The sequence below is a fragment of the Gemmobacter fulvus genome, assembly GCF_018798885.1.
Lineage (GTDB): Bacteria > Pseudomonadota > Alphaproteobacteria > Rhodobacterales > Rhodobacteraceae > Gemmobacter > Gemmobacter fulvus.
In genome coordinates this window covers 65,135-90,336 of sequence record NZ_CP076365.1, presented here as the reverse complement: position 1 = coordinate 90,336, position 25,202 = coordinate 65,135, and the positions used below count along the sequence as shown (strand labels likewise).

Annotated in this window: 21 protein-coding genes; 11 read left to right on the top strand and 10 right to left on the bottom strand. The window is 66.2% G+C overall.

Translation table 11 applies throughout. The features are described 5' to 3' along the window. Positions 1-7: 7 nt before the first annotated feature. Genes KM031_RS21325 through KM031_RS21310 form a run of 4 tightly spaced genes read left to right on the top strand, consistent with a single transcriptional unit; the run spans position 8 to position 4,677 of the window. Entirely contained in the window at positions 8-1,078 is a 1,071-nt protein-coding gene (locus tag KM031_RS21325; protein WP_215507247.1) for an L-idonate 5-dehydrogenase, read from the top strand. Positions 1,079-1,108: 30 nt separating this feature from the next. Further along, positions 1,109-2,326, top strand: coding sequence for a mannonate dehydratase (gene uxuA / locus KM031_RS21320; protein ID WP_215507245.1), 1,218 nt, complete (start codon positions 1,109-1,111; stop codon positions 2,324-2,326). Next, positions 2,323-3,792, top strand: a complete 1,470-nt coding sequence (locus KM031_RS21315) for a mannitol dehydrogenase family protein (protein WP_215507243.1) — start codon at positions 2,323-2,325, stop codon at positions 3,790-3,792. Before uxuA ends, KM031_RS21315 begins: the two co-directional genes overlap by 4 nt. 3 nt (positions 3,793-3,795) lie before the next feature. After that, positions 3,796-4,677, top strand: a complete 882-nt coding sequence (locus KM031_RS21310) for a sugar kinase (protein WP_215507241.1) — start codon at positions 3,796-3,798, stop codon at positions 4,675-4,677. Positions 4,678-4,936: 259 nt separating this feature from the next. Here the strand turns inward: KM031_RS21310 and mnhG are convergent, their stop codons facing one another. The 7 genes from mnhG to KM031_RS21275 form a co-directional block, all read right to left on the bottom strand. Continuing rightward, positions 4,937-5,359: a monovalent cation/H(+) antiporter subunit G gene (gene mnhG, locus KM031_RS21305; protein WP_215507239.1), complete on the bottom strand. Its 423-nt coding sequence runs from the start codon at positions 5,357-5,359 to the stop codon at positions 4,937-4,939. After that, entirely contained in the window at positions 5,356-5,640 is a 285-nt protein-coding gene (locus KM031_RS21300; protein ID WP_215507237.1) for a K+/H+ antiporter subunit F, read from the bottom strand. Before KM031_RS21300 ends, mnhG begins: the two co-directional genes overlap by 4 nt. Further along, positions 5,637-6,125: a Na+/H+ antiporter subunit E gene (locus KM031_RS21295; protein WP_215507235.1), complete on the bottom strand. Its 489-nt coding sequence runs from the start codon at positions 6,123-6,125 to the stop codon at positions 5,637-5,639. The genes KM031_RS21300 and KM031_RS21295 overlap by 4 nt, the downstream gene beginning before the upstream one ends. Further along, a complete protein-coding gene (locus KM031_RS21290; RefSeq protein ID WP_215507234.1) occupies positions 6,122-7,825 on the bottom strand; it encodes a monovalent cation/H+ antiporter subunit D in 1,704 nt (567 codons plus the stop codon). Before KM031_RS21290 ends, KM031_RS21295 begins: the two co-directional genes overlap by 4 nt. Next, positions 7,822-8,166 (bottom strand): Na+/H+ antiporter subunit C, encoded by a 345-nt coding sequence (locus KM031_RS21285; RefSeq protein WP_215507232.1) that lies wholly within the window; start codon positions 8,164-8,166, stop codon positions 7,822-7,824. Before KM031_RS21285 ends, KM031_RS21290 begins: the two co-directional genes overlap by 4 nt. Beyond that, positions 8,166-11,081, bottom strand: a complete 2,916-nt coding sequence (locus tag KM031_RS21280; protein ID WP_215507230.1) for a monovalent cation/H+ antiporter subunit A — start codon at positions 11,079-11,081, stop codon at positions 8,166-8,168. The genes KM031_RS21285 and KM031_RS21280 overlap by 1 nt, the downstream gene beginning before the upstream one ends. A 245-nt stretch (positions 11,082-11,326) precedes the next feature. Further along, positions 11,327-12,010, bottom strand: a complete 684-nt coding sequence (locus tag KM031_RS21275; protein WP_215507228.1) for a pirin family protein — start codon at positions 12,008-12,010, stop codon at positions 11,327-11,329. A gap of 172 nt (positions 12,011-12,182) precedes the next feature. Between KM031_RS21275 and KM031_RS21270 the strand changes: the two genes are divergently transcribed. From KM031_RS21270 to KM031_RS21255, 4 genes are all read left to right on the top strand, one after another. Continuing rightward, positions 12,183-13,085: a LysR family transcriptional regulator gene (locus KM031_RS21270; protein WP_215507226.1), complete on the top strand. Its 903-nt coding sequence runs from the start codon at positions 12,183-12,185 to the stop codon at positions 13,083-13,085. Positions 13,086-13,390: 305 nt separating this feature from the next. Further along, entirely contained in the window at positions 13,391-14,902 is a 1,512-nt protein-coding gene (locus KM031_RS21265; protein ID WP_246567307.1) for a sensor histidine kinase, read from the top strand. Beyond that, positions 14,899-15,507 (top strand): response regulator transcription factor, encoded by a 609-nt coding sequence (locus tag KM031_RS21260; protein WP_215507224.1) that lies wholly within the window; start codon positions 14,899-14,901, stop codon positions 15,505-15,507. Before KM031_RS21265 ends, KM031_RS21260 begins: the two co-directional genes overlap by 4 nt. Positions 15,508-15,598: 91 nt before the next feature. Next, entirely contained in the window at positions 15,599-16,084 is a 486-nt protein-coding gene (locus tag KM031_RS21255) for a GlcG/HbpS family heme-binding protein (protein WP_215507222.1), read from the top strand. Between the two features lie 154 nt (positions 16,085-16,238). On the opposite strand, the gene chrA is transcribed toward KM031_RS21255, so the two are convergent. The 3 genes from chrA to KM031_RS21240 all read right to left on the bottom strand — a co-directional run bounded on the left by chrA (position 16,239) and on the right by KM031_RS21240 (position 20,552). Continuing rightward, positions 16,239-17,606, bottom strand: coding sequence for a chromate efflux transporter (gene chrA / locus KM031_RS21250; protein ID WP_215507220.1), 1,368 nt, complete (start codon positions 17,604-17,606; stop codon positions 16,239-16,241). Continuing rightward, positions 17,603-18,436, bottom strand: a complete 834-nt coding sequence (locus tag KM031_RS21245; RefSeq protein WP_215507218.1) for a chromate resistance protein ChrB domain-containing protein — start codon at positions 18,434-18,436, stop codon at positions 17,603-17,605. The genes chrA and KM031_RS21245 overlap by 4 nt, the downstream gene beginning before the upstream one ends. 199 nt (positions 18,437-18,635) lie before the next feature. Beyond that, entirely contained in the window at positions 18,636-20,552 is a 1,917-nt protein-coding gene (locus KM031_RS21240; RefSeq protein ID WP_260692247.1) for a relaxase/mobilization nuclease domain-containing protein, read from the bottom strand. A 1,049-nt stretch (positions 20,553-21,601) separates the two neighbouring features. On the opposite strand from KM031_RS21240, the gene KM031_RS21230 reads away from it, so the two are divergent. From KM031_RS21230 to KM031_RS21220, 3 genes are all read left to right on the top strand, one after another. Continuing rightward, positions 21,602-22,270, top strand: a complete 669-nt coding sequence (locus KM031_RS21230; RefSeq protein ID WP_215508029.1) for a haloacid dehalogenase type II — start codon at positions 21,602-21,604, stop codon at positions 22,268-22,270. A gap of 94 nt (positions 22,271-22,364) precedes the next feature. Then, on the top strand, positions 22,365-23,417 hold the full coding sequence (locus tag KM031_RS21225; protein ID WP_215508024.1) for a phosphotransferase: 1,053 nt from the start codon (positions 22,365-22,367) through the stop codon (positions 23,415-23,417). A gap of 37 nt (positions 23,418-23,454) precedes the next feature. Then, entirely contained in the window at positions 23,455-24,792 is a 1,338-nt protein-coding gene (locus tag KM031_RS21220) for an aspartate aminotransferase family protein (protein WP_215508022.1), read from the top strand. Positions 24,793-25,202 lie beyond the last annotated feature (410 nt).

Sequence of the window (25,202 nt, the reverse complement as noted above, 5' to 3'; positions counted from 1 at the left end):
GGGCGCCATGACGGAACGGTCTGAAAACACGGTGGTCATCCTGCATGGGCAGGAGGATCTGAAGGTGGAGACCCGCGCGCTTGTGGCGCCGGGTCCGGGCGAGGTGCGGGTGGCCGTTGCGGCGGGCGGCATCTGCGGCTCTGACCTGCATTACTGGCTGGAGGGCGGTATCGGCACCATCCGTGTGCGCGAACCGATCATTCTGGGCCATGAGGCCGCAGGCTGGGTTGAATCCCTCGGTGAGGGGGTCACCGGCGTTGCAGTGGGCCAGTTGGTCGCCATGAACCCCTCGCATCCCTGCGGCACCTGCGATTTCTGTCTGCAGGGCCTGCCGATCCATTGCACCGCGATGAAGTTCAAGGGCTCGGCCATGTATCTGCCGCATCAGCAGGGCATGTTCCGCAGCCTGATGGTGATCGGCGCGGGCCAGTGTTTTGCGCTGCCCGAGGGCATCGAGCCCGGCGCTGCCGCCTGTGCTGAGCCCTTGGCCGTCTGCCTGCACGCCGCCAACCGGGGCGAGGCCGTGGCGGGCAGTCTGGCGGGCAAGACGGTGCTGGTGACCGGAGCGGGCCCGATCGGGGCGCTCTGTGTGGCGGTGGCGCGCCAGCGCGGCGCTGCCGAAATCATCGTGACCGACATTCAGGATGCGACACTGGCGGTGGCCCGCAGGATGGGGGCCGATCATGCGATCAACACCGCCACCACCCCCGAAGGGCTGGCCCCGTGGCAGGCCGTGAAGGGCCGGGTGGATCTGGTGTTCGAATGTTCCGCCGCCGCCCCTGCGATCCGCGATGCGGTCAGCTGCCTGCGCCCGCACGGCACGCTGGTGCAGGTGGGGGTCGCCGGGCCGACGCCGGTGCCGCTGAACGTGATGGTGGGCAAGGAAATCCTGTTCGTCGGATCGCAGCGGTTCGACCGGGAATTCGCTGATGCCGTGGCGCTGATCGGATCGGGCGCCATCGACCCGCGCCCGATGATCACCGCCACCTATCCGGTGACCGAGGCGCTGGCCGCCTTTCGGGCCGCTTCGGACCGCGCGCAGTCGGTCAAGGTTCAACTCTCCTTTGCCGACGCCTGAGCGCGGCATTTCAGACGGAAAGACATCCCCATGAAACAGACCTGGCGCTGGTTCGGCCCCAAGGACCTGGTATCCATCGACGACATGCTGCAAGCCGGGGTGGAGGGCGTGGTCACCGCCCTGCACCATGTGCCCACCGGCACGGTCTGGAGCCCGGAAGACATCGCGCGGCGGCAGGCCGAGCTGGCGGTGATGACGGATGGCGCGCCATCGGGCCTGACCTGGGATGTGGTGGAAAGCCTGCCGGTGTCGGAAGACATCAAACGCCAGACCGGCGACTGGAAGGCACATATCGCCAATTGGAAAACCTCGATGCGCCATCTGCGCGCGGCGGGGATCGAAGTGATCTGCTACAATTTCATGCCGATCCTCGACTGGACGCGCACCGATCTGGCGTACCGGCTGGCCAATGGCGCCACCTGCATGCGGTTTGACGCCATCGACTTTGCCGCCTTCGATCTGTTCCTGCTGGAGCGGCGGGGTGCTGCCGACAGCTATGCGCCCGAGGTGCTGGAACAGGCCCGCGCCCGCTTCGCCACGATGAGTGACGCGCGCAAGGACGAGCTGGCAGGCAATGTGGTCTTCGGTCTGCCGGGGGCGGCAGAGCGCATGTCGATGCAGGATGTGAAAACCCATCTGGCGCATTACGACAATATCCCGGCGGCCCGGCTGCGCGCGCATCTGGTGGATTTTCTGGCCGAGGTTTCGCCGCTGGCGCAGGAACTAGGTATGCGGCTCTGCTGCCACCCGGATGATCCGCCCTTCCCGCTGCTGGGCCTGCCGCGCATCATGTCGACCGAGGCCGATTACAAGGCGGTGATGGCGGCGGTGGATCTTCCGGCCAATGGCATCACGCTCTGCACCGGATCCCTGGGCGCGCGCGCCGACAATGATCTGCCGGGCATGATGACGCGGCTGGGCGACCGGGTGCATTTCCTACATCTGCGCAATGTGGCGCTGGAAGACCGCGCGCTTGGCGGATCGTTCCACGAGGCGGCGCATCTGGAGGGCAATACCGATATGGTGGCGATGATCGCGGCCATTCTGGCCGAAGAGAGCCGCCGCCGCGCCGCCGGTCGCGCCGATTGGCAGATCCCGATGCGCCCCGATCACGGGCAGGACATTCTGGATGACCTCAAGCGCAAGGCCCAGCCCGGCTATCCGGCCATCGGACGGCTGAAGGGGCTGGCCGAGCTGCGCGGCATCATGACCGCGCTGGCGCATCCGGCGGTGAAGGCCGCGCCATGACCCGGCTGTCGGCGCAGGCTGTTCCGGGCGGTCGGGCCGACTGGCCCGGCTACCGCCCCGAGGATCACGGGGTGGGCATCGTGCATCTGGGTCTGGGCAATTTTGCCCGGGCCCATCTGCTCGCCTATACCGATACCGCGCTGGCGGCAGAGGGCGGCGACTGGCGGGTGACCGGTGTGTCGCTGCGCGGCACCGCCGTGGCCGAAAGCCTGCGCCCGCAGGACGGGCGTTATACGCTGCTGACCCAGGGGGCCGCCCCTTCGGCGCGGGTGATCGGCGCGCTGGCGGAGGTGCTGGCCGGGCCGGATGCGGGCGCGCAAGCGCTGGCCGCCATGCAGGCGCCGGGTTGCCGTATCGTCAGCCTGACCGTCACCGAAAAGGGCTATGGCATCACCAGCGACGGGCGGCTGGACCGCAGCCACCCCGCCGTGCGCGCCGATCTGGCGCAGCCCGCCGCCCCGGTCGGGGTGATCGGCCTGATCGTGGCGGCACTGGCCGGGCGGCGCACGGCGGGGTTGGCCGCCCTGACCGTGCTGAGCTGTGACAACCTTGCGCACAATGGCCAGAAGCTGCGCGCCGCCGTGCTCGAATTTGCCCAAGACACCGGCGGGGCCGACCTGGCTGGCTGGATCGCCTCGGAAGCGCGGTTTCCCTCCACCATGGTGGACCGGATCACCCCCGCCGCCACCGCTGCCACGGCGGCCATCGCGGCAGAGCTGACCGGCTATGAAGATCAGGCCGCCGTCGATACCGAACCCTTCGCGCAATGGGTGATCGAGGATGATTTCTGCGCGGGCCGCCCGGCCTGGGATCTGGGCGGGGCTTTGTTCGTGCGCGATGTGGCCCCCTATGAGCAGATGAAGCTGCGTATGCTGAACGGCGCCCATTCCATGCTGGCCTATAGTGGCCAGCTGTCGGGCAAGGCTTTCGTGCGCGATGTGATGGCCGATCCTGCCCATGCCGCTCTGGTGCGCAGCCATCTGGCCGCCGCCGCCGCCACGTTGCGCGGCCTGAGCATCGACCTTGACGCCTATGCCGATGCCCTGGCGGCGCGCTTTGCCAATCCGGCGATTGCCCATGCCACGGCGCAGATCGCGATGGATGGCACCCAGAAACTGCCGCAGCGCATCACCGCCCCGGCGCTGGAGGCGCTGGCGACCGGCACTGCCTCGCGCCCCTATGCCTTTGCGCTGGCCGCCTGGCTTGCCTATCTGCTGCGCCGAGAGGCGGATGGGCGCCTGCTGCCGGTGGACGATCCCGAAGCCGCGGCGCTGGCCGCAGCCCTCGCCTCCTGTCGCGGGGCGGCCGACAGTATCGCGGCGGTCGCGGCCCTTTGCCCCGACATTCTGCCGCCCGCCCTGACCGGCGGGGCCTTCGGCGCTGCCCTGCGCGACAGCCTGTCGCTGATCCTGAGCGAAGGCATGGCCGCCGTCATCGCGCGCGAAGCCGCGCAGACAAGGATCTGACCCATGCGTTTTCTGGCGATCGGCGAGGCCATGCTGGAACTGTCGGAACAGGCACCGCCGCTTTGGGCGATGAATGTGGCGGGCGATACGTTCAACACCGCCTGGCATGTCCGGCAGCTGGCAGGAGCGCAGACCGAGGTGGCCTATCTCACCTGCCTGGGTCAGGATCCGTTTTCGGACCGGATTGCCGGGTTCATCGCGGCGGCGGGCGTCGAGACCCGGTTCATCCGGCGCGACCCGGCGCGCGGGCCGGGGCTTTATGCCATTTCGCTCTCCGAGGGCGAGCGCAGCTTCACCTATTGGCGCGACCAGTCGGCAGCCCGGCGGCTGGCCGAGGATCCGGCGGCGCTGAGCGCTGCCCTGTCCTGGGCGGGGATGGCCTATCTCAGTGGCATCACGCTGGCGATCCTATCGCCTGCGGCGCGGGACCGCCTGCTGGCCGCCCTGGCCCGCGCCCGGCAGAACGGGGTGCAGGTGGCTTTCGATCCCAATATCCGCCCGCGCCTGTGGGAGGATGCGGCGGTGATGCGCGCGGTGATCGGCCAGGCCGCTGCCCTGTCAGACATCATCCTGCCGAGTTTCGAGGATGAGGCCACGCATTTCGGCGATGCGAGCCTCGCCGATTGTGCCCGCCGCTATGGTGCCGCCGAGGGGCGCACCGTCATCGTGAAGAATGGCGGTCAGGATGTCTTGATCGCCATCGGCGGGCAGCAGATCCATGTGCCGCTGACCCCGGTCACCCCGGTGGATACGACTGGTGCGGGCGATGCGTTCAACGCAGGCTGGCTGGTCAGCCACAGCGCCGGGCTGTCGCCCGAGGCCTGTCTGGCCGCGGCGCATGGGCTGGCGACACAGGTGATCGGCCGCAAGGGTGCGCTTGGCTGAGGCGGGGGGATGAGTCCAAAAAAAACCCTCGCTGAAATTGGGGGTCAGCGAGGGGGAGTTTGAGGCGTCCACTGGCCGCAGTCAGAAAAACCAGTGCCGCCCGCACAGCTTAGAAAATGAGGGATGGCCCGGGCAAGGACGCGGGCTTGGCCTGCGGGTTTTGTCGTGAAACGCCCCGGTTGCGCCAGATCCGGGGCATGAGCGGCAGCCGCAGCGCCTCACGCAGCGTGAGCATCGCGCGCCGCAGCCCCGGATCCCGTCAGCCGTCCTGCGCCGCTGCCGGTGCGGGGCTGCTGTCCGGATCAGGGGCCGCCTCCGGGGTGGCAGAGGAGCGGGCGGGGGGCCAGACCGGCATGCCGCTTTGCCCTTCGATCCGGTCGCGGTGCAGCGCGGCGCGGCCCAGCAGCATCAGCGTGACCGGCGTGGTGATCATCACGAAGGCCCCGATCACCAGCTCGTGCAGGATCGGGCGGCCCGCCCCCCAGGAATAGGCACAGATCGAGGCCAGCAGGATGCCCGCCGTGCCCCAGCTGGTGCCCAGCGTCGGCGCATGGATGCGGTCATAGAAGCTTTTCAGCTGCACCAGACCCAGCGCCCCCAGAAAGGTCAGCGTGCTGCCGATCACCAGCAGCAAGGCGACCGGCAGGGCAAGCCAGAGCGGCAGAGTATCCAGCGGCGTCATTCGATCACCTCGCCCCGGATCAGGAACTTGGCCAGCGTCACGGTGGCAACAAAACCCAAGACGCCGATCACCATCGCCGCCTCGAAAAAGAACGGCGTGCCCAGCCGCATGCCGGTGACGATGAACAGCAGCATGGCGGTGATATAAAGCGCATCCAGCCCCAGCACCCGGTCCTGGGCGCGGGGGCCGCGCAGGGTGCGCCACGCGGCCAGACAGGCCGCCAGCGCCAGCATCAGCTGCGCATAGCTCAGCGCCAGCCACAGAAGGGTTCCGGCGGTCATGCGAATGCCTCCAGCAACAAAGCCTCATAGCGGTCGCGGATCAGCCGCGACCAGTCGCTGCCCTCGACCATATCGAACACATGCAGCAACAGGATGCCGCTGTCCTTGTCATAGGCGATCCAGGCGGTGCCCGGCGTCGCGGTGATCACCATGGCCAGCAATGCCAGCGGCGCGGGATCCGTCAGTCGCAGCGGAATTTCCACAAAGGCCGAATGCCGCTGCCCGTGCTGGCCGCCGCGCAGGATCAGCCGCGCCACGGCGAGGTTGGAGCGGAGGATATCCTGACTGACGATGGCCATCAGCCGCAGCAAGGGCCGCAGGCTGCGCAGGCGTTTGCCCTCCGGCTCCAGCCGGGCAAAGGACCAGCCGGCCAGCAGCCCGACCGCCAGACCCAGCACGAGATTGCCCGGCGACAGACGGGTGAGCAGCAGCCACACCAGCATCAGCACCAGCGACAGCAGCGGATGGGGCACGAGCCGGGTCATTGCGGCCCCTCCGCATCCGTCGGATCCGCCTGCGGTTCGGCGGGGGCGGGCATCTGCTGCGCAGCCGCCGCCGCCGCGCGGGCCGCATCCTCGACCCGGGGCGCATTCAGCACGCCTTCGGCATAGATCGCCGGGCGATAGAGCGCCGCCGCTGTCATGCGCATGTAGCGCAGCGTCTCGTCAGCCTTGACCGTCAGCAGCAGGATCATGCCGCACAGCACCAGCACCGGCGCGATCTCCAGCGCCAGAACCCGCGGCACCACCCCGTCCGAGGCCCAGAAGGTCTGGATGCCGATGCGCACCAGCCCGATCATCGTGGCCAGCCCCGAAACCAGCAGCAGCGCGACGAAGGGCCAGCCAAGCGCCTGCGGCACCTCGGGATTGGCCATCACGCCTTGCAGGATCGCCACCTTGCCGATGAAGCCCGGCAGCGGCGGCAGCCCAGCCAGCACGATCATGCAGATGCCGAAGGACAGGCCCAGCACCGTCAGCGTGCCGGGAATGGCAAGGCCGGTTTCGGGCTGGCTGTCCTCTTCGCGCTCGTCCAGACCATAGGCATCGGCGGTCAGGGCCAGCAGGGCGGCGATGCCGCCTTCCTCGCGGCTCATCGGTTCCAGCAGCAGGAACAGCGCACTGGTGGCAAGGGTGGAGCCGACCAGATAGAACAGCGCGCCGCCCAGCATCTCGGGCCCGCCGCCCGCCAGCGCAAAGCCGGTCACCGCCAGCACGGTGCCCGAAGAGACCAGCACCAGATGCGCCGCCATCCGGCCCAGCCCCTGCGCCGACAGCACGCCCAGAAAGCCGAAGACCACCGTGGCCATGCCGCCCGCGATCAGCACCGGCCCGCCGAACCCCGCCGAGGCCCCGGCCCCGGCGCCGAACATCAGCATCGACAGGCGCAGGATCACATAGACCCCGACCTTGGTCATGATGGCGAACATCGCGGCCACCGGGGCCGCCCCGGCCATATAAGCGGTGGGCAGCCAGAAGGACAAAGGCCAGATCCCCGCCTTGATCAGGAAGGCCAAACCAAGGATGGCCGCCCCGGCATGGAACAGCGGGCGTTCGCTGTCGGGCAGCAGCGGCACCATGGTCGACAGCTGCGCCATGTTCAGCGTGCCGGTCACGCCATAGATCAGGCTGACCCCGATCAGGAACAGCAGCGAGGCGGTCAGGTTCACCGCGATGTAATGCAGCCCGGCCCGCACCCGCAGTTGGCCCGACCCATGCAGCAGCAGCCCGTAAGAGGCTGCCAGCAGCACCTCGAAGAACACGAACAGATTGAACAGGTCGCCGGTCAGAAAGGCCCCGTTCAGCCCCATCAGCAGAAACTGGAACAACGAGTGGAAATGCTGGCCCTGCCGGTGCCACCCCGCCGCCGCATAGATCAGCGCCGGAATGGCCAGCAGGGCGGTCAGCACCAGCATCATTGCCGACAGCCGGTCGATCACCAGCACGATGCCGAAGGGCATCGCCCAGTCGCCCAGCAGGTAAAAGCCGATGTCATTGCCGCCCGACAGGGCGCTGCCCTTGGCCCGGATCAGCAGCTCGATCGCGATGACCAGCAGCAGCAGCGCAGCACCAAGGCTGATCAGCAGCTTGGCCCGTCGCCGCCGGTCATCATAAAGCAGCATCAGGGCCCCGGCAAAGAAGGGCACAAGCACCGGGGCGATGGCGAGATGATCGAGACCGGCCGTCATTCCTCACGCTCCTGTCCATCGACATGGTCGGTGCCGGTGACCCCGCGCGAGGCAATCATCACCACCAGAAACAGCGCGGTGGTGGCAAAGCTGATCACGATGGCGGTCAGCACCAGCGCCTGTGGCACCGGATCGGCATAGGCGGCAGGGTTGATGAAGCCGCCGCGCGGCATGATCGGCGGCGCGCCCAAGGCCAGCCGCCCCATCGAGAAGATGAAGAGATTGACCGCATAGGACAGCAGGCACAGCCCGATGATCACCTGGAAGGTGCGCGGGCGCAGCAACAGCCAGATCCCCGAGGCGGCGAGGATGCCGATGGCGGCAGACAGGACAAGCTCCATCACCGGACCTCCGTGTTTGCAGAGGGCTGGACCGGGGACGCCGCTTCGGCCATCTCGGCCTCATGTTCGCGCAGGCGGGCCGAGCGCAGCGACTGGTGGGCAATCGCGATCAGCATCAGCACCGTCGCCCCGACCACCAGCGCAAACACCCCGGCGTCGAACAAGAGCGCCGTCGCCGCAGGCACCTGCCCGATCAGCGGCAGGGTCAGATATTGCGCATGGGCAGTGAGGAACGGATAGCCGAAGGCAAAGGCGCCGACGCCGGTCGCGCCGGCGATCAGCAGGCCGAAGCCCATCCAGCGGATCGGCAGCACGGTCAGCCGCGCCTCGGCCCAGCGGACATCATGGCCCAGATATTGCAGCAGGAAGGCAATCGCCAGCGTCACCCCCGCCGAAAAGCCCCCCCCCGGCAGATCATGCCCGCGCAGAAAGAAATAGGCCGACATCACGATCATCGCCGGGAACATCCAGCGCATGATCACCGAAGGCACCAGCAGATAATCACGCAGCTCCTCATCCGCCGCCTCCTGCTGCGGATCGGGAAGGCCCACGCTTTCTGCCGCCGGGCGGAACCGGCGCAGCAGCGCAAAGACCGTGAGCCCGACAATCGCCAGAACGGTGATCTCGCCAAAGGTGTCGAAGGCGCGGAAATCGACCAGGATCACATTCACCACATTGGTGCCGCCGCCTTCGTAATAGGCATTGCGCAGGAACCAGTCGCCGACATTGGGGATCAGCGGCCGGGTCATCACCAGATAGGCGATGGCGGCGATGCCGCCGCCCGCCACCACCGCAATCACCAGATCGCGGATGCGGCGCAGCCGGGCGGGCATCAGCTTGTCCTCGGCGATTTCGGCGCGGCGTTTGGGCAGCCAGCGCAGCCCCAGCAGCAGCAGCGCCGTGGTCACGATCTCGACCAGAAGCTGCGTCACCGCCAGATCGGGGGCCGAAAACCACGCGAAGGTCAGACAGGTGACCAGCCCCGCCCCGCCCAGCAGCACCAGCGCGGCAAAGCGGTGATATTTGGCCTGCCAGGCCGCGCCGATGGCGCAGGCGATGCCGACCAGCCACATCAGCCCGAAGGCCGGGTTCAGCCCGGTCGCCAGCGGCGTGGCCGCCAGGCGCAGCCCGCCCCAGAGCGTGATCAGGGCACAGGCAATGGCGATCAGCACCATCAGCCGCAGCTGCGGTTGCAGCCGTTCGGTGCCCATGCGCCGGTAGAGCGCGCGCGGCGCCTTCCACGACAGGGTCAGCAGCAGCCGCTCGAACAGCCGCTGCGCCCGGATCCGGTGCAGCAGCGGCGGGCCTTCCGGCCCTTCGGAAATGCGGCGCGCGAAGACGGCATACAGCAGCAGACCCACGGCCAGCGCCACCAGGCTCATGATCAGCGGTAGGGTCAGGCCATGCCAGATCGCAATGTCGTAATAGGGCAGATCCGGCCCCAGCACCGCGCGCGCCGCAATGTTCAGGATCGGCCCCAGCGTGACGGCGGGCAGGATGCCGACGATCAGGCAGACCAGCACCAGCAGTTCCACCGGCCGCCGCATCCAGGCCGAGGGTTCATGCGGCTGTTTGGGCAGGCCCTCGGCGGGCGGGCCGAAGAACACCGTGGCGATGAAGCGCACCGAATAGGCCACGGCAAAGACGCTGGCAAAGGTGGCCAGATAGGGCAGCGCATCGTCCAGCCAGGTGCCATTGTGCCAATCCACCGCCTCGGCAAAGAACATCTCCTTCGACAGGAACCCGTTCATCAGCGGCACCCCGGCCATGGCCGCCGAGGCGACGATGGCCAGCGTGCCCGTCACCGGCATGAAGCGGATCAGCCCGCTCAGTCGGCGCATGTCGCGGGTGCCGGTCTCGTGGTCGATGATGCCCGCCGCCATGAACAGCGAGGCCTTGAACACCGCATGGTTCACGATATGAAAGATCGCGGCCAGAATGGCCCCGGTGCTGCCGATCCCGGCCAAGGCGGTGATCAGGCCCAGATGGCTGATGGTGGAATAGGCCAGCAGCCCCTTCAGATCATGCCGGAACAGCGCGATGACCGCGCCAAGGATCAGCGTCGCCATGCCGGTGCCGGTGACGGCAAAGAACCACAGCTCGGTGCCGCCAAGCGCGGGCGAGAACCGCACCAGCAGGAACACCCCGGCCTTGACCATGGTGGCCGAATGGAGAAAGGCCGAAACCGGCGTCGGGGCGGCCATCGCGCCGGGCAGCCAGAAATGGAACGGGAACTGCGCCGATTTGGTGAAGGCCCCCAGCAGGAACAGCGCCAGCACCACCGGATAGAGCGGATGCGCGCGGATCACCGGCCCCGAGGCCAGCACCCGATCCAGATCGTAACTGCCGGTGATCTGCCCCAGCATCAGCATCGCCAGCAGCAGGCACAGCCCGCCGGTTGCCGTCACGATCAGCGCCATGCGCGCGCCATCGCGCGCGGCCTGCCCCTGATGCCAATAGCCGATCAGCAGGAAGGACAGGATCGAGGTCAGTTCCCAGAACACCACCAGCATCAGCAGATTGCCCGACAGCAACATGCCCAGCATCGCCCCGGTAAAGCCCATCAGAAAGGCATAGAACCGCGGCACCGGATCGGTTTTCGCCAGATAATAACGGGCATAGATCACCACCAGAACCGCGATGGCCAGCACCAGCGTGACAAACAGCCAGGCAAATCCGTCCAGTCGGAAGGTCAGGTTCAGGTTCAGCGACGGGATCCAGCGCAGCGTGGCGCGCAGCACCGTGCCCTCGGTGATGGCCCCGTGAAAGCCCAGCAGGATCCCCAGCCCCGCCACCATCGACAGGCCCGACACCCAGGCCGCCGCATCATGCGTATGGACCGACAGCGTGGCACAGATCAGCGCGGCCAGAAACGGCAGCGCGACGAGGATCAGGATCAGGTTCTGCTCGATCATCCGGGGGTGGCGGCTCCTCGTTGCGGGGCAAAAGACAGGGTGCCCCGCAGGCCAGATGCTGTGTGACACAGGATCGACCAAACAGCGCAGCGGCGGGCCGGATCTGACAGGGGAAGCCCGTCCCTTATGAAGGCAATGATTGTGGGTGTTCAATAGGCTGCGGGCAAAGTTTTGGGGCCGCCGGGCAGTTTCATCGCCGCATCGGGGCCGCATCGGGGGCCACATTGGGCCCCCGCCGCCACCGCTCAGGCCGGCATGTCGAAAATCAGCATCCGGCCATCGCTCTGCCAGTGCAGATCGGGCGGGGTGCTGGTCAGTTGCAGCCCGTCGCCCGCGACAAGCCGTTCACCCTCCATCCGCGCCATGCCGTCCAGGATCTGCACGAACACCGCCCGGCCCGGAGCCACCACGATCCGGCTGACCGTGCCGTCCCGCGGCTGCGCCAGCCGGATGCGGCTGTCCGACCCCAGATGCAGCGGCGCCGTGCCATCACCCGCCGCGATCAGCGCGTCGCCCGGCGGCAGGTGCAGGGTCTGATAGGAGGGCGGCCCCCCGGCCCGGTCGGGGATCAGCCAGATCTGCACCACATGCGCCGGCTCGCGGTCCGAGGCATTCACCTCGGAATGGGTGATGCCGCTGCCCGCCCGCATCAGCTGCACCATGCCCGGCACCAGATCACTGACTGTGCCCAGACTGTCCTCATGGCGGATGCGCCCCGCCAGAACCAGCGTCAGGATATCCATATCGGCATGGTCATGCGGCGCAAACCCGGCTCCCGGCACGATGCGATCCTCGTTCAGCACCCGCAGCCGGGCAAAGCCCATGCGGGCCGGATCCAGAAAATCCCCGAAGGAAAAGCTGTGAAAGGCCTCGGCCCAGCCCTTCTGGCTGCGGCCCCGGCTCATGTTGCCGTGAATGAGGATGGACATGACACACTCCTTGTCTGGCCGCAGCAAGGGCGGCGCTCTGGCGGTCAGCATGGCCGAAAGGCAGCCACGGCAGAATGGCAATAATTTTCCATTCTTGATTTCAGTTTGCGCAACAATCACAGTGCCCCCCGGTAGGCCCCTCCGGGCCTGCCCGTTCTGCAGGAGGCCTGCCATGGGCGAGATCGAAGACCTGCGGCTGTTTCTGGCAGTGGCACGCGCGCGCAGTTTCGTCGGGGCCGCCCGGGCCATGGCGATGACGCCGCCATCGGTGACGCGGGCGATTGCCGCGCTGGAGGACCGGCTCGGGGTGCAGCTTTTCGTGCGGACCACCCGGCGCGTGTCGCTGACCGCCGCCGGGGCGGCCTATGCGGCCAGGATCACGCCGCTGGTCCGCGATCTGGCGCTGGCCAATGACGAGCTGCGCGAACGGCATGGCGAGACGGCGGGCCTGATCCGGCTGAACGCGCCGATGACCTTCGGCCTGCGCTTCCTGCCCGATATTCTGGCGCAGTTCCGGGTGCTCTATCCCGGTGTGACCTTTTCGGTGACGCTGACCGACCGCTTTGTCGACAGCGTGGATGACAGTTTCGATCTGGCGATCCGCATTTCTCGCCCCCCGCGCGACACGCTGAGCATCTGGCGCAAGATCTGCCGGGTGGAGCGGATCCTCGCCGCCTCGCCGCATTACCTCAAACGGCAGGGCATCCCGCAACATGCCGATGATCTGGCCCAGCATGCCTGTATCGCCCATGACAGCGATGCACAGGCCGAAACCTGGGAGCTGCGCGCGGGCAGCACCCTGCGGCGCATCCGGGCGGGCGGCCATATCGCCACCAACAATGGCGACCTGATGGCCGGTCTGGCCGAAAGCGGCGAAGGCATCGTGCTGCTGCCGCGCTTCATGCTGGAGGCGGGCCTGTCCTCGGGCCGGGTGCAGCAGATCCTGCCCGACTGGATCCCGCCCGAGCTTTGGTTCACGCTATATTACCCGCCCTATGACCGGCTGCCGGTGCGGCTGACGCAGTTTTCGGATTTCGTGGCCGATTACGTGACCCGCGTGCGGCCGCTGGGGTAGCCGGAGCAACGGCCCCTGCGTGGGCGCCACGATCACGCCCATACGATACCATCGGCGTCGCTGTCGTCATGCGCGACGTTCTGGACTGTGGTGATCCCGCCCACGTTGCGCGCCGCAAAGCGCTTTACGGAAGCTGCGGGTTGCAGTCGATGGCCTCACGTCCCTTCAGGATGTGCTTGCCAGTCAGCGGAGTGCGGACACTGATCGCTGAAGATGACGACACGCGCATCGGCCCCCTAGCTGCGCGCCATCCGCTGCCGCATCAGCCCATTCCCCTAGAACGCCCAACCTGCCAGACTGATACCATGACGCGCCCCGTTCCCTTTCTGGAAAGCCCTGCAAGGCTGGCCCTTCTGGGGGCCGGTCTGCTTGCATTGCTGCTGGTAACCATGGGCAGCTTGCAGCATCGGGCATTGACCGGCGAACTGATGCAGGAAACCGCCGTGCTGCATCGCCTTGCCTCGCAGCGCGCCGATCAGCATGACGCGCATCTGACAGCGCTTTCCGCGATTGCAGTGGCCAGTGACGATCCCGAACAGCGGCTGTTTCTGGAGGTGGCGGCGACGATCACCCGCTTTTATCCGCGCATCAGTGCCATCGCGCTGATGCCGCTGGCGTCAGACGGGGCTTCGGTGGGGGCCGCATTGACCCCGGCACTTGCAGCACAGGTCCGGGCGGCGGCGCAGGCCTCCGACGGAGAGATCGCGCTTCTCGCCGATCCGGGTCAAACCGGCCATTACATCATGGTCAAGCGCAGCCCCAATTCCGAAGCCGCGCGCTATGGGCTGACGATCTTCATCGACGCGGCCCGTCTGCTGGACGATGCCGGGGCCTTGTGGAACCGGTCCGGGATCCATGTGGCCCTGTCGCTGCCGGATGGGACGCGGCTTTATCAGCACGGCACGGCGGCGCAGGCAGGGCTGACCAGGACCCTCGGCAGCGCCTCGCAACCCCTGCTGCTGGAGACCGCCCGCAGCATCACCATGGCCGATCTCTTCCCGCCCCTGCGCAGCGGGCTGACGGTGCTGGTCGCCACGCTTCTGGCCGGGGCCGCACTGGCCTTTCTGCGTCAGCGGCAGCGCGCGGGTCAGGCCCTGGAACAGGCGCGGCTCAGTGCGCTCGACTCGCGGCTGGCCCATGCCGCGCGCGTCAATGCGCTGGGAGAGCTGGCCAGCGGCCTGACGCATGAGCTGACCCAGCCGCTGACCGCCATTCTGGCGCAGGCACAGGCCGGACGGCGGTTGCTTGCGCGCGATGAGTGGGGCCGACTGGCCCCGGTGCTGGACGACACCGTGACCCAGGCCCGCCGCGCCTCGGCCATTCTGGAACGGTTCCGCAACTGGTCACGCCCGCAGGCGGCCCCGGTTCAGACCTTCGACCTGCGCGATGCCTGGAACAATGTTGCAGCGTTGCTCGCACCGCAGGCCGGGGCGCAGGGCGTAACGCTCACCTTCGATCTGCCCGCCGATCCGGTCACGGTCCGCGCCGATCCGGTGGAGATGGAGCAGGTCGGCTTCAACCTCCTGCGTAACGCGCTGGAGGCCCTGAGAGACAGGAACGCAGGGCAGATCCATGTCACCCTGCGCGGGCAGGCAGGTATCGCCGCGCTGACGGTGTGCGACAACGGCCCCGGCATCGCGCGGGATCTGCGGGCGCGGCTCTTCACCCCCTTCACCACCACCCGGGCGGATGGCACCGGGCTTGGCCTCGCGCTCAGCCAGCGGCTGGTCGAACGCGCCGGGGGCGAGATCGTGCTGGAAGACAGCGCCCAAGGTGCAAGCTTCCGCATCACCCTGCCGCTGGAAAGGGCACCATGATCCATCCCGTCTATCTGGTCGAGGATGATGCGGCGGTGCGGCAGGCCTTGACGCTGCTGCTGTCGACCGTCGATATCCCGGTGACCGGCTTTGCCGATCCGCAAGCCTTTCTGGTCCGCCTGCCGCAGCTGTCGCCGGGCTGTCTGATCCTCGATATCCGCATGCCGGTGATTTCCGGCCTGAAGCTGCAGGAGCGGCTGGCCGATCTGGCCATCGACTGGCCGACCATCGTGATGTCGGGCCATGGTGATATCGAGGCCTGCCGCCGCGCCTTTCGCAATGGCGCGATCGACTTCCTGTCGAAGCCGGTCGATGAACAGGATCTGATCGACGCCATCCAGAAAGCACAGGCGATCCTTGATCTGCAGCTGGATCGCCGTGCCGAACGGGCCGAGACACTGGCGCTGCTTTCGGCCCTGACCCCGCGCGAGGCTGAAGTGCTGGACCGCATCGCCGCAGGTTTCACCACCCGCCAGATCGCCGAAGGGCTGGGCCTGTCGCCCCGCACGGTGGAAAGCCACCGTGCGGCCATCGGGGCCAAGCTCGGCACCACTTCGCAGGCAGAAATGACCCGTCTCTGGCTGGAGGGAAACACCGCTCCGTAGTTCTACGGAGACCACCTGTCAGGCCTACGAATACCCGGCCCGGCGCGGTGCGGCTAGGGTCCTGTCATCCCCCCATGACAGGAGACCCCCGATGATCCGTATCCCCGTTCTGGCCACTGCCCTGCTGGCCCCTTTCGCCGTCGCCGCACAAGATCTGCCGACGGCACCCTATCTGCCGCTGGACCTGGCGGTGAAGGCCGCCGACGCCGCCGTGCAGGCCTGCGCCGCCGAGGGCCATACCGTCAGTGTGGCCATCGTGGCCCGCGACGGCGCCACCAAGGTCGTGCTGAAGGCCGACGGCTCCGGCCCGCATACCGGCGCGAGCGCGACCGGCAAGGCCTTCACCTCCGCCGCCCTGGGCCGCGATACGGCAGGGCTGGCCGAGTTCATCGCCAGCAAACCAGCCAATGACGGGCTGCGCGACATGGACGCGCGGATGGTCATTCAGGCAGGCGGCCTGCCGATCCGCATCGGCGAGGCGCTGGTCGGCGGCATCGGCGTCGGCGGCGCGCCGTCGGGCGACATCGACACCACCTGTGCCATCGCAGGCCTGACCGCCATCGGCGCCGCACAATAAGCCCCACGCGTGGTCCTGCCGGGAACCTCCCGGCAGGCCAGGTGATGCGGGCGAAAGCTGGGGACTGACCTCCCGGAACCGGCTGGTCATGACAGCCGACCAGTCCGGCAACGCTGCGACCGCCTCCGCGTCAATGGTCAGGGAAGCCTGAGGCTCACACCCAACCCGCCAGATGCAGAGCCAGCCCCAACACTGCCGCGCCCCCCAGCACGGTTGCCATACCCAGCTTCAGCCGGAACACGGCCCCCAAAGCCAAGGCTGACAGCGCCGCCGCAATCCAGTCAATCGACCGCATGACGGGCAGTTCCAGCGACAGCGGTCCCGCGTCGACCATCGCAACCTCGCGCCAGACCACATGGATTGCGAACCAGATCGACAGGTTCAGGATCACACCCACCACAGCGGCAGTCACAGCCGACAAGGCGGCCGACAGGGCCTTGTTGGAGCGCAAGCCCTCCATGAACGGCGCACCAAGGAAAATCCACGCAAAGCAGGGGGCAAAGGTGACCCATGTGGTCAGCAGTCCGCCCAATGTGCCCGCCAGCAACGGCATGGCCCAGCCCGCCTCGCGGAAGGCCCCCATGAACCCCACGAATTGCAGCACCATGATCAACGGCCCCGGCGTTGTTTCGGCCATGCCAAGACCATCGAGCATCTCGCCCGGTTCCAGCCAGCCATAGGTGCCGACAGCCTCCTGTGCGACCCAGGCCAGCACCGCATAAGCCCCGCCAAAGGTCAGCACCGCCAACTTGGAAAAGAAGGTGGCAATGTCGGTGAACACGCTGTCCGGTGCCAACAGCAGCAGCGCCACCACAGGGACGATCCACAGGACCAAGGCAACCGCCCCCGCCCAGAAGGCGCCTGCGCGCGCCGCGCTGGTCAGATCACCATGTTCCGCGCCCAACAGCGTGGCGGAATCGTCGACATGGGCCTTGCCGACCGACCCATGCCCGCCCCCGCCCTGAAACGCAGAAATCCCCGCCTTTGCGCCTGACCAGCCGATCAGCGCCGCCGCCGCCACGATCAGCGGAAACGGCACGCCAAACGCAAAGATCGCCACGAAGGAGGCCGCGGCGAGGCCGCGCATCGCATTGTTCTTCAGCGCGCGTTTGCCCACCCTGACCACGGCTTGCAGCACGATGGCAAGCACTGCGGCCTTCAGCCCGAAGAACAGCGCAGAAACAACGGCGACATCCCCCCAGATCGCATAGACCCAGCTGAGTCCCATGATCGCGAGGATACCGGGAAGGATGAACAGCAGACCTGCCATCAGGGCCCCCTTCACCCCATGCATCAGCCAGCCGATATAGGTCGCCAGTTGCTGCGCCTCGGGGCCGGGCAGCAGCATGCAGAAGTTCAGCGCATGCAGGAACCTCCCGTCACCCAGCCAGCGCTTCTCCTCAACGAGGATACGGTGCATCACCGCAATCTGTCCCGCAGGCCCGCCAAAGGACAGGGCTGCAATCCTTGCCCAGACCCGTGTGGCCTCGCCCAATGTTGGAAAATCCTTGTGATCGCTCATTTTGCTTTTCCCGCCTTGGTTGGCCAGTTGTGCGCCTCGTCGGTTGCGTCACGCGCCCAACGGTAGAAGGCATCGTAAAGCGCCATCCCGGCCTCAAGCTGTGCGAGATCGTCGGAATACATCCGCGACAGCCCCAATGATGCCGCCAGAAGCCCCGCACATTCGGGCGCGAGATCAGGCCGCGCTGTATCGGCCCCCCGCACAATGGTGGCCAGCCGGTCCAGCGCCGGGGTCGACAGGCCGAATTCGGACAGAAGCACATCAAAGGTGCACAGATCCCCCCGGTGGCTCCAGAACACGTCTTCTATGTCATAGGGCATCGCGCAGAACCGCTCTGCCACACCCTGGACTTCGCCCGGGGCAACAAACAGGAACACCGCGCGCGGGTCGATGAAGCGACGGATCAGCCAGGAGCAGGCGATGCGGTCGATCTTGGGACGTGACCGCGTCACCCAGAGGGATCGGCCCCGCCCGTCACGCGCGGTGATCTTGCCTGGGTCGACCAACGGCAATCCTGATGCCGCCCATGCCGCCTGACCGCCGAGTAGATATTCCGCCTGCACCCCCTCGTGTCGCAGCCACGCCGCAGTGCCCTGGCTCAGACGATGCCCCTCGGCACAAACCACGACCACGGGGCCTGCCAGGTCTCTGGCAAGGGCAGCCAAGGGATCTGGTGCAAGCTCATGTTCCGCCAAAACACGCGCCCCAGGCAATTGGCGCGGGTCATTGGCACGAACAGCCTCCCGGCGAACATCCAGAAGGGTCGGAGATTTCGGGGTGCCCAGAAGGCGGGTCAACTGTTCACAGGAAATGGCGTCAGGTGCAGGCATCTGCGTTCCCCCTCGGAAAAGATGGACAGGAGTGGAACGCGATCTTCAGCTGACGCCTCGTGGGGAGGTCGCGCATCCCCATGCCCAAAGGCATCCCAGATTTTCTGTTCGCCTGTCAAGGCAAAGCATAAATGTCTGCCAATGGCGAAACTGCAATCTGGCACGCGTGGCGATCACCCGCTTTCCACCAGTATGACAGCTATCGCTCCCAATCTCTGTCGCGTTTCGATCCCCCCATCAGATCTCGCTCAGCGTGCCGTGCCTCTTTGAGCGTCAACCCGAACGCCACATGCGACTTGGCTGCAGAAACAACCGCCCGCGCGATCCACTTCCGCTGGTCCGCATCCTCGAACTCCCCTGCCAGCGCATCCGTCCGCCCGCTGGCGAGTTCCGCCACAATCCCTTTGCCATACCGTTGCCGCAGCTCATCGGCGAAGCGCTGCGCATGGGCATCTCCCCGGAACTCCACCTTGCCATCCGCTTGCATGATACGGCCCATCGACCCGAGGGCGCGCAGCAACCGCGCATTGTCCGGCACCACCTCATGCGCGCGGGCATGCTCAATCAACTTGGCCACCGCTTCGTAGAAACCGTCGAGATCATCGACGACCGTCCGGCTTTGATCCGGGGTGCGAAGGTCGGCACGCCGCCGCCCGGACAGGGTTGCCAAGTCACTGCGCACCCAATCGCGTTCTTCCCAGGCATTGGCGGCACCGGTTTCCAGCCGCTCGGCCACCCGGTCACCGCTGAGACCCAAGCCCACCGCTTTGCCGACAATGTCCGATTTCAGCCGATCCGTGGCCCCAGGCTCCAGGTCAACAACCGCCTTGCCCTGCGTCAGCCGGTCCCCCTCAAGAGCCGTCGCGTAAAGCTTGGTCTGCGGCAGCATCTGCAACAGCTGCGCCCCACGAGCATCGCCCAGGCCCTTGGCGATGTCGATGGCATAGCCATAAAGCTCATCCCGCATGTCCTTGCGCTCGGGGACCGGCATCTTCCGGATCTTGCCCTCGGCATCTGCCATCCAGCCGCTGAAATGCCGGTCCAGATCGGCCCGCTCCGCTGTCGCCACATCACCCGGAAACGGCTGCAACACCCCACCCCGCCGCAGGGCCTCTTCCGCCCTGGCGATCTTCTCGCCAATCTCCGGCAGCCCGGTCAGTGCCGCCACATGCTGCAGGCTGCGCATAGCTTCCGCCGTGCGCGTCATTGTGACCAAGGCATCCTCCAGAGCCTTGCCCTCGCGCGGCCGTTCCCCGGGCGCCCGGCCTTCAACGCGGGCCCGTTCGATTTCTGCGCGCGACGGCCCATAAGTCAGCAAGCCACGCTCGGCGCGCGAGGTGGCATCGAGGAACACACCCTCCTCGGCCGCGATCACCACCATGCGCGCCTTCATGACCTCCAGATTGAAGGCATGCTCTTTGGCCATGTAGAACCAGCTGTCCTTCACCGTGCCCCGGTTGTTGACGACCATGTGGACATGCGGATGCGCCTTGTCGCTGTGCAGGGCCGCGACATAGGCCCAGACATCATCCTGATGCGCGCCCGACTGGAACATCTCGAAGGCCCAGGCCTCGGCGATCAGCTTGGCCTTCTCCGGCCGCACATGCGACGGGAAGCTCATCAGCAGATGGGTGGTGTGGCCGTTCTTCGGCGCGCCACGCCAATCCTCGACCCAGTCGCCGACGATCTCGTTGCGCTCGTCCTTGGTCAGCCCCTTGGCATCGGCATCCAGAACGACCCCGTTGCCGAAGATCGAGGCCGACTTCGAAAACAGATAGTCCATCTGCGCCGCCAGCTCTTTGGCGTTGGCCGTCCCGCCCTTGCCGATCTTCTTCAGCACCGCCGCGCTTGAGCCCAGCGAAAACCGCCACAGCTGGCTGGCCCGGCTCGAAAAGCTGAACCCGTGTTTGGGCGCGGCGTTGCCCGCCTTCACCCCGCCCCGTTGAGGCCGCAGGACGTTGATCTCGCCGAGAACCGCCTCTGCCAACCCGATGGGCCGCGATCCAAGCTTAACCATGGCGCGCGCCCTCCTGAGGTTCCGCAACCTTGCGGAACAGCGCCACAGCTTGCCGACGGCATCCGGCGCCTTGCTGCGCTGCAGGGTCAGCAATTCCATTGCCAACTCCCGCCAAGACATTGGGCTGCGACTTCAGTCGCGCTTTGCGAGGCTCTGATTTTACCACCAACTTCCGCCACCGATTATTTGTAGACATATCGCATTTCCTGCCACTCTTCCTTACCCCTTCCTACACCTCCCTTTCAAGCACAATCTCTGCGAGGTTTATTCCCTTTCAGATTGCACCGTCTTGCGTAAATCCCCCGCCACTGAATGCGTTTCGCTGATCGCGCAATACACAAGGTTAACCAGGGACGGCGCACCCCGAGCCACGTGATCAGAGGTGGATTTTCCTTGTGAATATGGACTTAAAGCCTTGTTTGTTTAACGTGCGGAGCCTCGCGTTCAGCGTTCAGTGTCCGGAGAAAGGATGTGTGAGATGCGTTTTATGGCATCAGGGATGTGTGTTCAGGATTGTGCTTGGCGAGACACGCCTTATGTGATCAGATAAAAGACATACGCATTCAGCAATCAGACAAAAAATTAAAGAGGCACACCTTGCACAATAAGATTTGCGTGATCCGGTTTCCGATACCCGCAATGTGCGTTCAGATTAAACAGATGTGAATTAGACTCCAGACCCATTGATCGTCAAAGCCAGAACATGACGGTTGCGGCGAGTGCGACGGCAGAGAGGAAGATCTTTGCACATCTGTCGTAGCGGGCCGCACCCCATTCTCGGACGGCGTGACCTCGGTCCAGGCCCGGCGCCAGGTCAGAGCCGCACGCGGCACCAGGTGACGCGTGCGACCCGTGAGTTGCAGGCAACCGTCAGGCTTTCACCCCCCTTCGCCGGATCAGGCCGCGCCCGCTGACCCCAAAACAGGTCGCAAAGCTGCAACAGCGCCATCCGATTGAGGGCCTGTCGCGGTTCCGGCTTCTCTTCGGTTGGGGCGAGCACTGTTTGCCCGGACAGCGCTGCAAAAGCCCGTGCCGGTTTGGCGGTCGACTGGAGGGGTATGTACTGCATGTCCGGGTATTGCGGCAGATTCTGCCAGAGGCCTGCGCCTAAGCTTGGCCAACAGGCAAATCTGACAGGAACCAAGGACATGGAACGCTTTCGCCCAAAATACGTGACGTTCGACACCCACGGCACTTTGATCAACTTCCAGATGGCGGAGGCCGCCCGCGATCTCTACGGCAACCTGCTGGACGCAGCGCGCATGAATGAGTTCATCCGCAACTTCCAGGGCTACCGCTTTGACGAGGTGATGCAGGACTGGAAGCCCTATGCCGACGTCGTCCACAACGCGCTGGAACGTGCCTGCCGCCGCAATGGCCTGGCCTTCCGGGCAGAAGACGCGCTGATGATCTACAACCGCATTCCGACCTGGGGCCCGCATGCAGATGTCCCGGCGGGGCTGGCGAAGTTGGCCAAGGAGATTCCGCTGGTCACCATCACCAACTCGATGAAGGTGCAGATTCCGTCGAACATCGCCAAGCTCGGCGCGCCGTTCCATGCCGTTCTGACCGCCGAAGAGGCAGGCGCCTACAAGCCGCATTTCAAGGCGTTCGAATATATGTTCGACACGCTGGGCTGCGGGCCCGAGGACATCACCCATGTGTCCTCGTCCTTCCGCCACGACCTGATGTCGGCCTATGATCTCGGCATCAAAAGCAAGGTATGGGTCAACCGTGGCCACGAACCGGCCAACCCTTTCTACGAATACACCGAAATCCCCGACGTCTCGCACCTGCCCGGCGTGTTCGGCCTCTGATCCAGCGCTTGAACTGGTGGCGCTCCGGCACCGGGGCGCTGCAATCTTTGAAACGGCAAGGCGACCGGTCCCGGTCCGGCAAGGATACTTCGAATTGGATGCGCGCCATGATCCCGCCACCGAAACCTGCTTCCGTGCGGCCGCCGCAGCCCTCGCCGTTCAGGCGGATGCGTCGGAAGCGGACCGCTCGGCAGCGCTGTTGCAGCGCTACTATGGCCTGAACGGATCGCTGGCCACCCTGTCCTCCGAGGTGGAGCGTACCGTGGCAGTCGATTTGGTGGATGGCCGCCGGTTGATCCTGAAGACGTCGACCAGACCCGAGGCGCTGGACAGCTTTGCCTTTCAGGCACAGGCCATCGTCGGGGTTCGCGGGGCAGCGGGCTTTGTTGCCCCTGACGTGCTTCCGACCCTCAGCGGTGACCTGATGTTCGTGGATGAAGGCATCTGCGGCTATTTGCAGACCCGGCTGAACGGAACTGCGCTGAATCAGGCGGACCCAACGCCCGATCTCCTGTTCCGGACGGGCACGGCCTTGGCCCGGCTCGATCTGGCCCTTGCGCCGCTGCACCTACCAGCCACCGACCGCCCGCTTCTGTGGCACATCGGATGCTGGCCACGGCTTATGGAATTCGTCGGCCACCTGCCGCCGGGGCCGACTGCAGTGCAGGTCAGCCATTCGATGCGCGACTACGTGGAAACCATCGAACCCCGGCTTGGCCATCTGTGCTGGCAAGTGACCCACAACGACCCCAGCCCGTTCAACATGATGGTCACGGATCAGGGCCTTGGCTTCATCGACTTTGGCGATGGGTGCCACAGCCCCCGGATTCAGGACCTTGCCATCGCGGCTGGTCATGTCGTCACCGATCCAGCCCTGCCCCTAGGCGGGGCCGGCGACCTGATTGCCGGCTATGCCTCGGTCATCCCGCTTTCAGGGGTCGAAACAAGCCTGCTCGTCGGCCTGATGAAGGCCCGGCAAAGCGCGCTGATCCTGATAAACCACTGGCGCGCGCACCTGTTCCCGGCCGAGGCGCAATATATCAAGAAGAACGTTGCACGGGCTGAACGCGGCCTCGGCATCCTGACCGACCTGGACCAACGGTCAGGCGCAATTGCCGTCGAGGCCGCAATCTCCCACCGTCCCTGACGGACCAATCAAGCCACCCCTTCAAAGGCGCATGCACATGTCCACCGACCTTATGCCCAACCGCTACCGCCCAGGCGAAGCCCAACTTCCCCAGCGCGAAGCGGCGCTGATCGCCCGCCGTGACGGGGTCCTTGGCGCCTCCTACCGGCTGCACTATCGCCGCCCGGTGCATTTCCTCCGGGGCGAGGGCATGTGGCTCTATGATCCGGACGGGCGCGCCTATCTGGACTTCTACAACAACGTCCCATCGTTGGGTCACTGCCACCCGGAAGTGAACGCCGCCATGGCCGAACAAGCCGGACGGATCAGCGCGAACACCCGGTATCTGGAACCAAGGCTTGTCGACTATGCCGAGCGGCTGGTGGCAACCTTTCCACCCGAACTGGACCGTGTGGTCTTCACCTGCACCGGCAGTGAATCCAATGACCTTGCCCTGCGCATCGCCCGCCTTGTCACCGGCAACGAGGGCGTGATCGTGTCGAACTACGCCTATCACGGCACCAGTGCCGCCGTTGCGGCCGTGTCGCCGAACCTTGGCGACGCGGTCATGCTGAGCCCCAACGTGCGCATGGTCACCTTGCCCGGCCCGGCGGGTATTCCCGACGCCCAGGCGGCGGACTATTTCCAGGCGCAGGTGCGTGCGGCCATCACCGATCTGAACCGCCGCGGCATTGGCGTTGCAGCCCTGCTGTTCGACAGCATCTTCTCCAGCGACGGTGTCTGGGTCGATCCCCCGGGCTTCATCGCAGGCGGCGTCGACGCAGTGCGCGCAGCAGGCGGGCTCGTGATCTCGGACGAGGTGCAGCCGGGCTTCGGGCGCACCGGTGCTCATATGTGGGGCTTTGAACGGCACGGCGTGGTACCCGACCTGGTGACACTGGGCAAGCCGATGGGCAACGGCTTTCCCATTGGCGCTGTTGTCGGTCGGCACGCAGCGATGGACCGCTTCGGCACCACGGCGCGCTATTCGAACACTTTTGCCGGCAATACGATCGGGATCGCCACCGCCGATGCCGTGCTGACGATCCTGCAGCGTGACCAGATCCCACAGAACGCATTTGCCATGGGCCTGCGCCTGCGGGCCGGTCTGGAACGGCTGGCCAAGCAGCGGCCCGGGATCCGGGCCATCCGCAACGCCGGTCTCTTCTTCGGCGTGGACATGGGCACCGAGAGCATGGCCCCGGCAGCCCGCCGCGCCATGGCTCAGGATGTCGTGAATGCGCTGCGTGACGACGGCGTGCTGGTCAGCACCACCGGCGCCAACGAGGATGCGCTGAAAGTGCGCCCGCCGCTGATCTGCCAGGCCGAACACGTCGACCTGTTCCTTGCAGCTGTTGACCGGGTGCTGATCAGGATCGGCACCGCAAGACCTTAAGGCCGTCGCGCTGCGGCGCGGCATCAAACGGAAAAAGGCCCTGCCACCGATGTGGCAGGCCTTTCCGATCGTGCAGGGGCGCCCCCGCTCAGCCGCCGCCGTTGCGGACCACCCGGCACGTGTCTGTCGTCGTATTCCTGGATGCCAACCGGCAACTTTGGGCCACCTGCGCCTGCCCCAGCTTGATGGAGGCTACGGGGCCATGTGGCGGGGCAAAGGGGTCATTTTACCTCTGGCAGCCATTGGGCAGATCTGGTCGCGCCTCTGGGAGCAAGATCCCTGCCCGCCTCGGTCGGCCCGAAAAGCCGGTGTCGCTTTTCCTTCACGATTTCACTGCGTGGTTTTCACATGATTTCCACAAGGTAGCTCTGGAAGCGGCGAGGGTTTTTGCTTTGCAATTTCAATTTCAT

Bases quoted from the DNA above. Each gene is read 5' to 3' on its own strand.
- KM031_RS21325 (WP_215507247.1), top strand. From the start codon at position 8: ATGACGGAACGGTCTGAAAACACGGTGGTCATCCTGCATGGGCAGGAG.
- uxuA (WP_215507245.1), top strand. From the start codon at position 1,109: ATGAAACAGACCTGGCGCTGGTTCGGCCCCAAGGACCTGGTATCCATC.
- KM031_RS21315 (WP_215507243.1), top strand. From the start codon at position 2,323: ATGACCCGGCTGTCGGCGCAGGCTGTTCCGGGCGGTCGGGCCGACTGG.
- KM031_RS21310 (WP_215507241.1), top strand. From the start codon at position 3,796: ATGCGTTTTCTGGCGATCGGCGAGGCCATGCTGGAACTGTCGGAACAG.
- mnhG (WP_215507239.1), bottom strand. From the start codon at position 5,359: ATGACGCCGCTGGATACTCTGCCGCTCTGGCTTGCCCTGCCGGTCGCC.
- KM031_RS21300 (WP_215507237.1), bottom strand. From the start codon at position 5,640: ATGACCGCCGGAACCCTTCTGTGGCTGGCGCTGAGCTATGCGCAGCTG.
- KM031_RS21295 (WP_215507235.1), bottom strand. From the start codon at position 6,125: ATGACCCGGCTCGTGCCCCATCCGCTGCTGTCGCTGGTGCTGATGCTG.
- KM031_RS21290 (WP_215507234.1), bottom strand. From the start codon at position 7,825: ATGACGGCCGGTCTCGATCATCTCGCCATCGCCCCGGTGCTTGTGCCC.
- KM031_RS21285 (WP_215507232.1), bottom strand. From the start codon at position 8,166: ATGGAGCTTGTCCTGTCTGCCGCCATCGGCATCCTCGCCGCCTCGGGG.
- KM031_RS21280 (WP_215507230.1), bottom strand. From the start codon at position 11,081: ATGATCGAGCAGAACCTGATCCTGATCCTCGTCGCGCTGCCGTTTCTG.
- KM031_RS21275 (WP_215507228.1), bottom strand. From the start codon at position 12,010: ATGTCCATCCTCATTCACGGCAACATGAGCCGGGGCCGCAGCCAGAAG.
- KM031_RS21270 (WP_215507226.1), top strand. From the start codon at position 12,183: ATGGGCGAGATCGAAGACCTGCGGCTGTTTCTGGCAGTGGCACGCGCG.
- KM031_RS21265 (WP_246567307.1), top strand. From the start codon at position 13,391: ATGACGCGCCCCGTTCCCTTTCTGGAAAGCCCTGCAAGGCTGGCCCTT.
- KM031_RS21260 (WP_215507224.1), top strand. From the start codon at position 14,899: ATGATCCATCCCGTCTATCTGGTCGAGGATGATGCGGCGGTGCGGCAG.
- KM031_RS21255 (WP_215507222.1), top strand. From the start codon at position 15,599: ATGATCCGTATCCCCGTTCTGGCCACTGCCCTGCTGGCCCCTTTCGCC.
- chrA (WP_215507220.1), bottom strand. From the start codon at position 17,606: ATGAGCGATCACAAGGATTTTCCAACATTGGGCGAGGCCACACGGGTC.
- KM031_RS21245 (WP_215507218.1), bottom strand. From the start codon at position 18,436: ATGCCTGCACCTGACGCCATTTCCTGTGAACAGTTGACCCGCCTTCTG.
- KM031_RS21240 (WP_260692247.1), bottom strand. From the start codon at position 20,552: ATGGAATTGCTGACCCTGCAGCGCAGCAAGGCGCCGGATGCCGTCGGC.
- KM031_RS21230 (WP_215508029.1), top strand. From the start codon at position 21,602: ATGGAACGCTTTCGCCCAAAATACGTGACGTTCGACACCCACGGCACT.
- KM031_RS21220 (WP_215508022.1), top strand. From the start codon at position 23,455: ATGTCCACCGACCTTATGCCCAACCGCTACCGCCCAGGCGAAGCCCAA.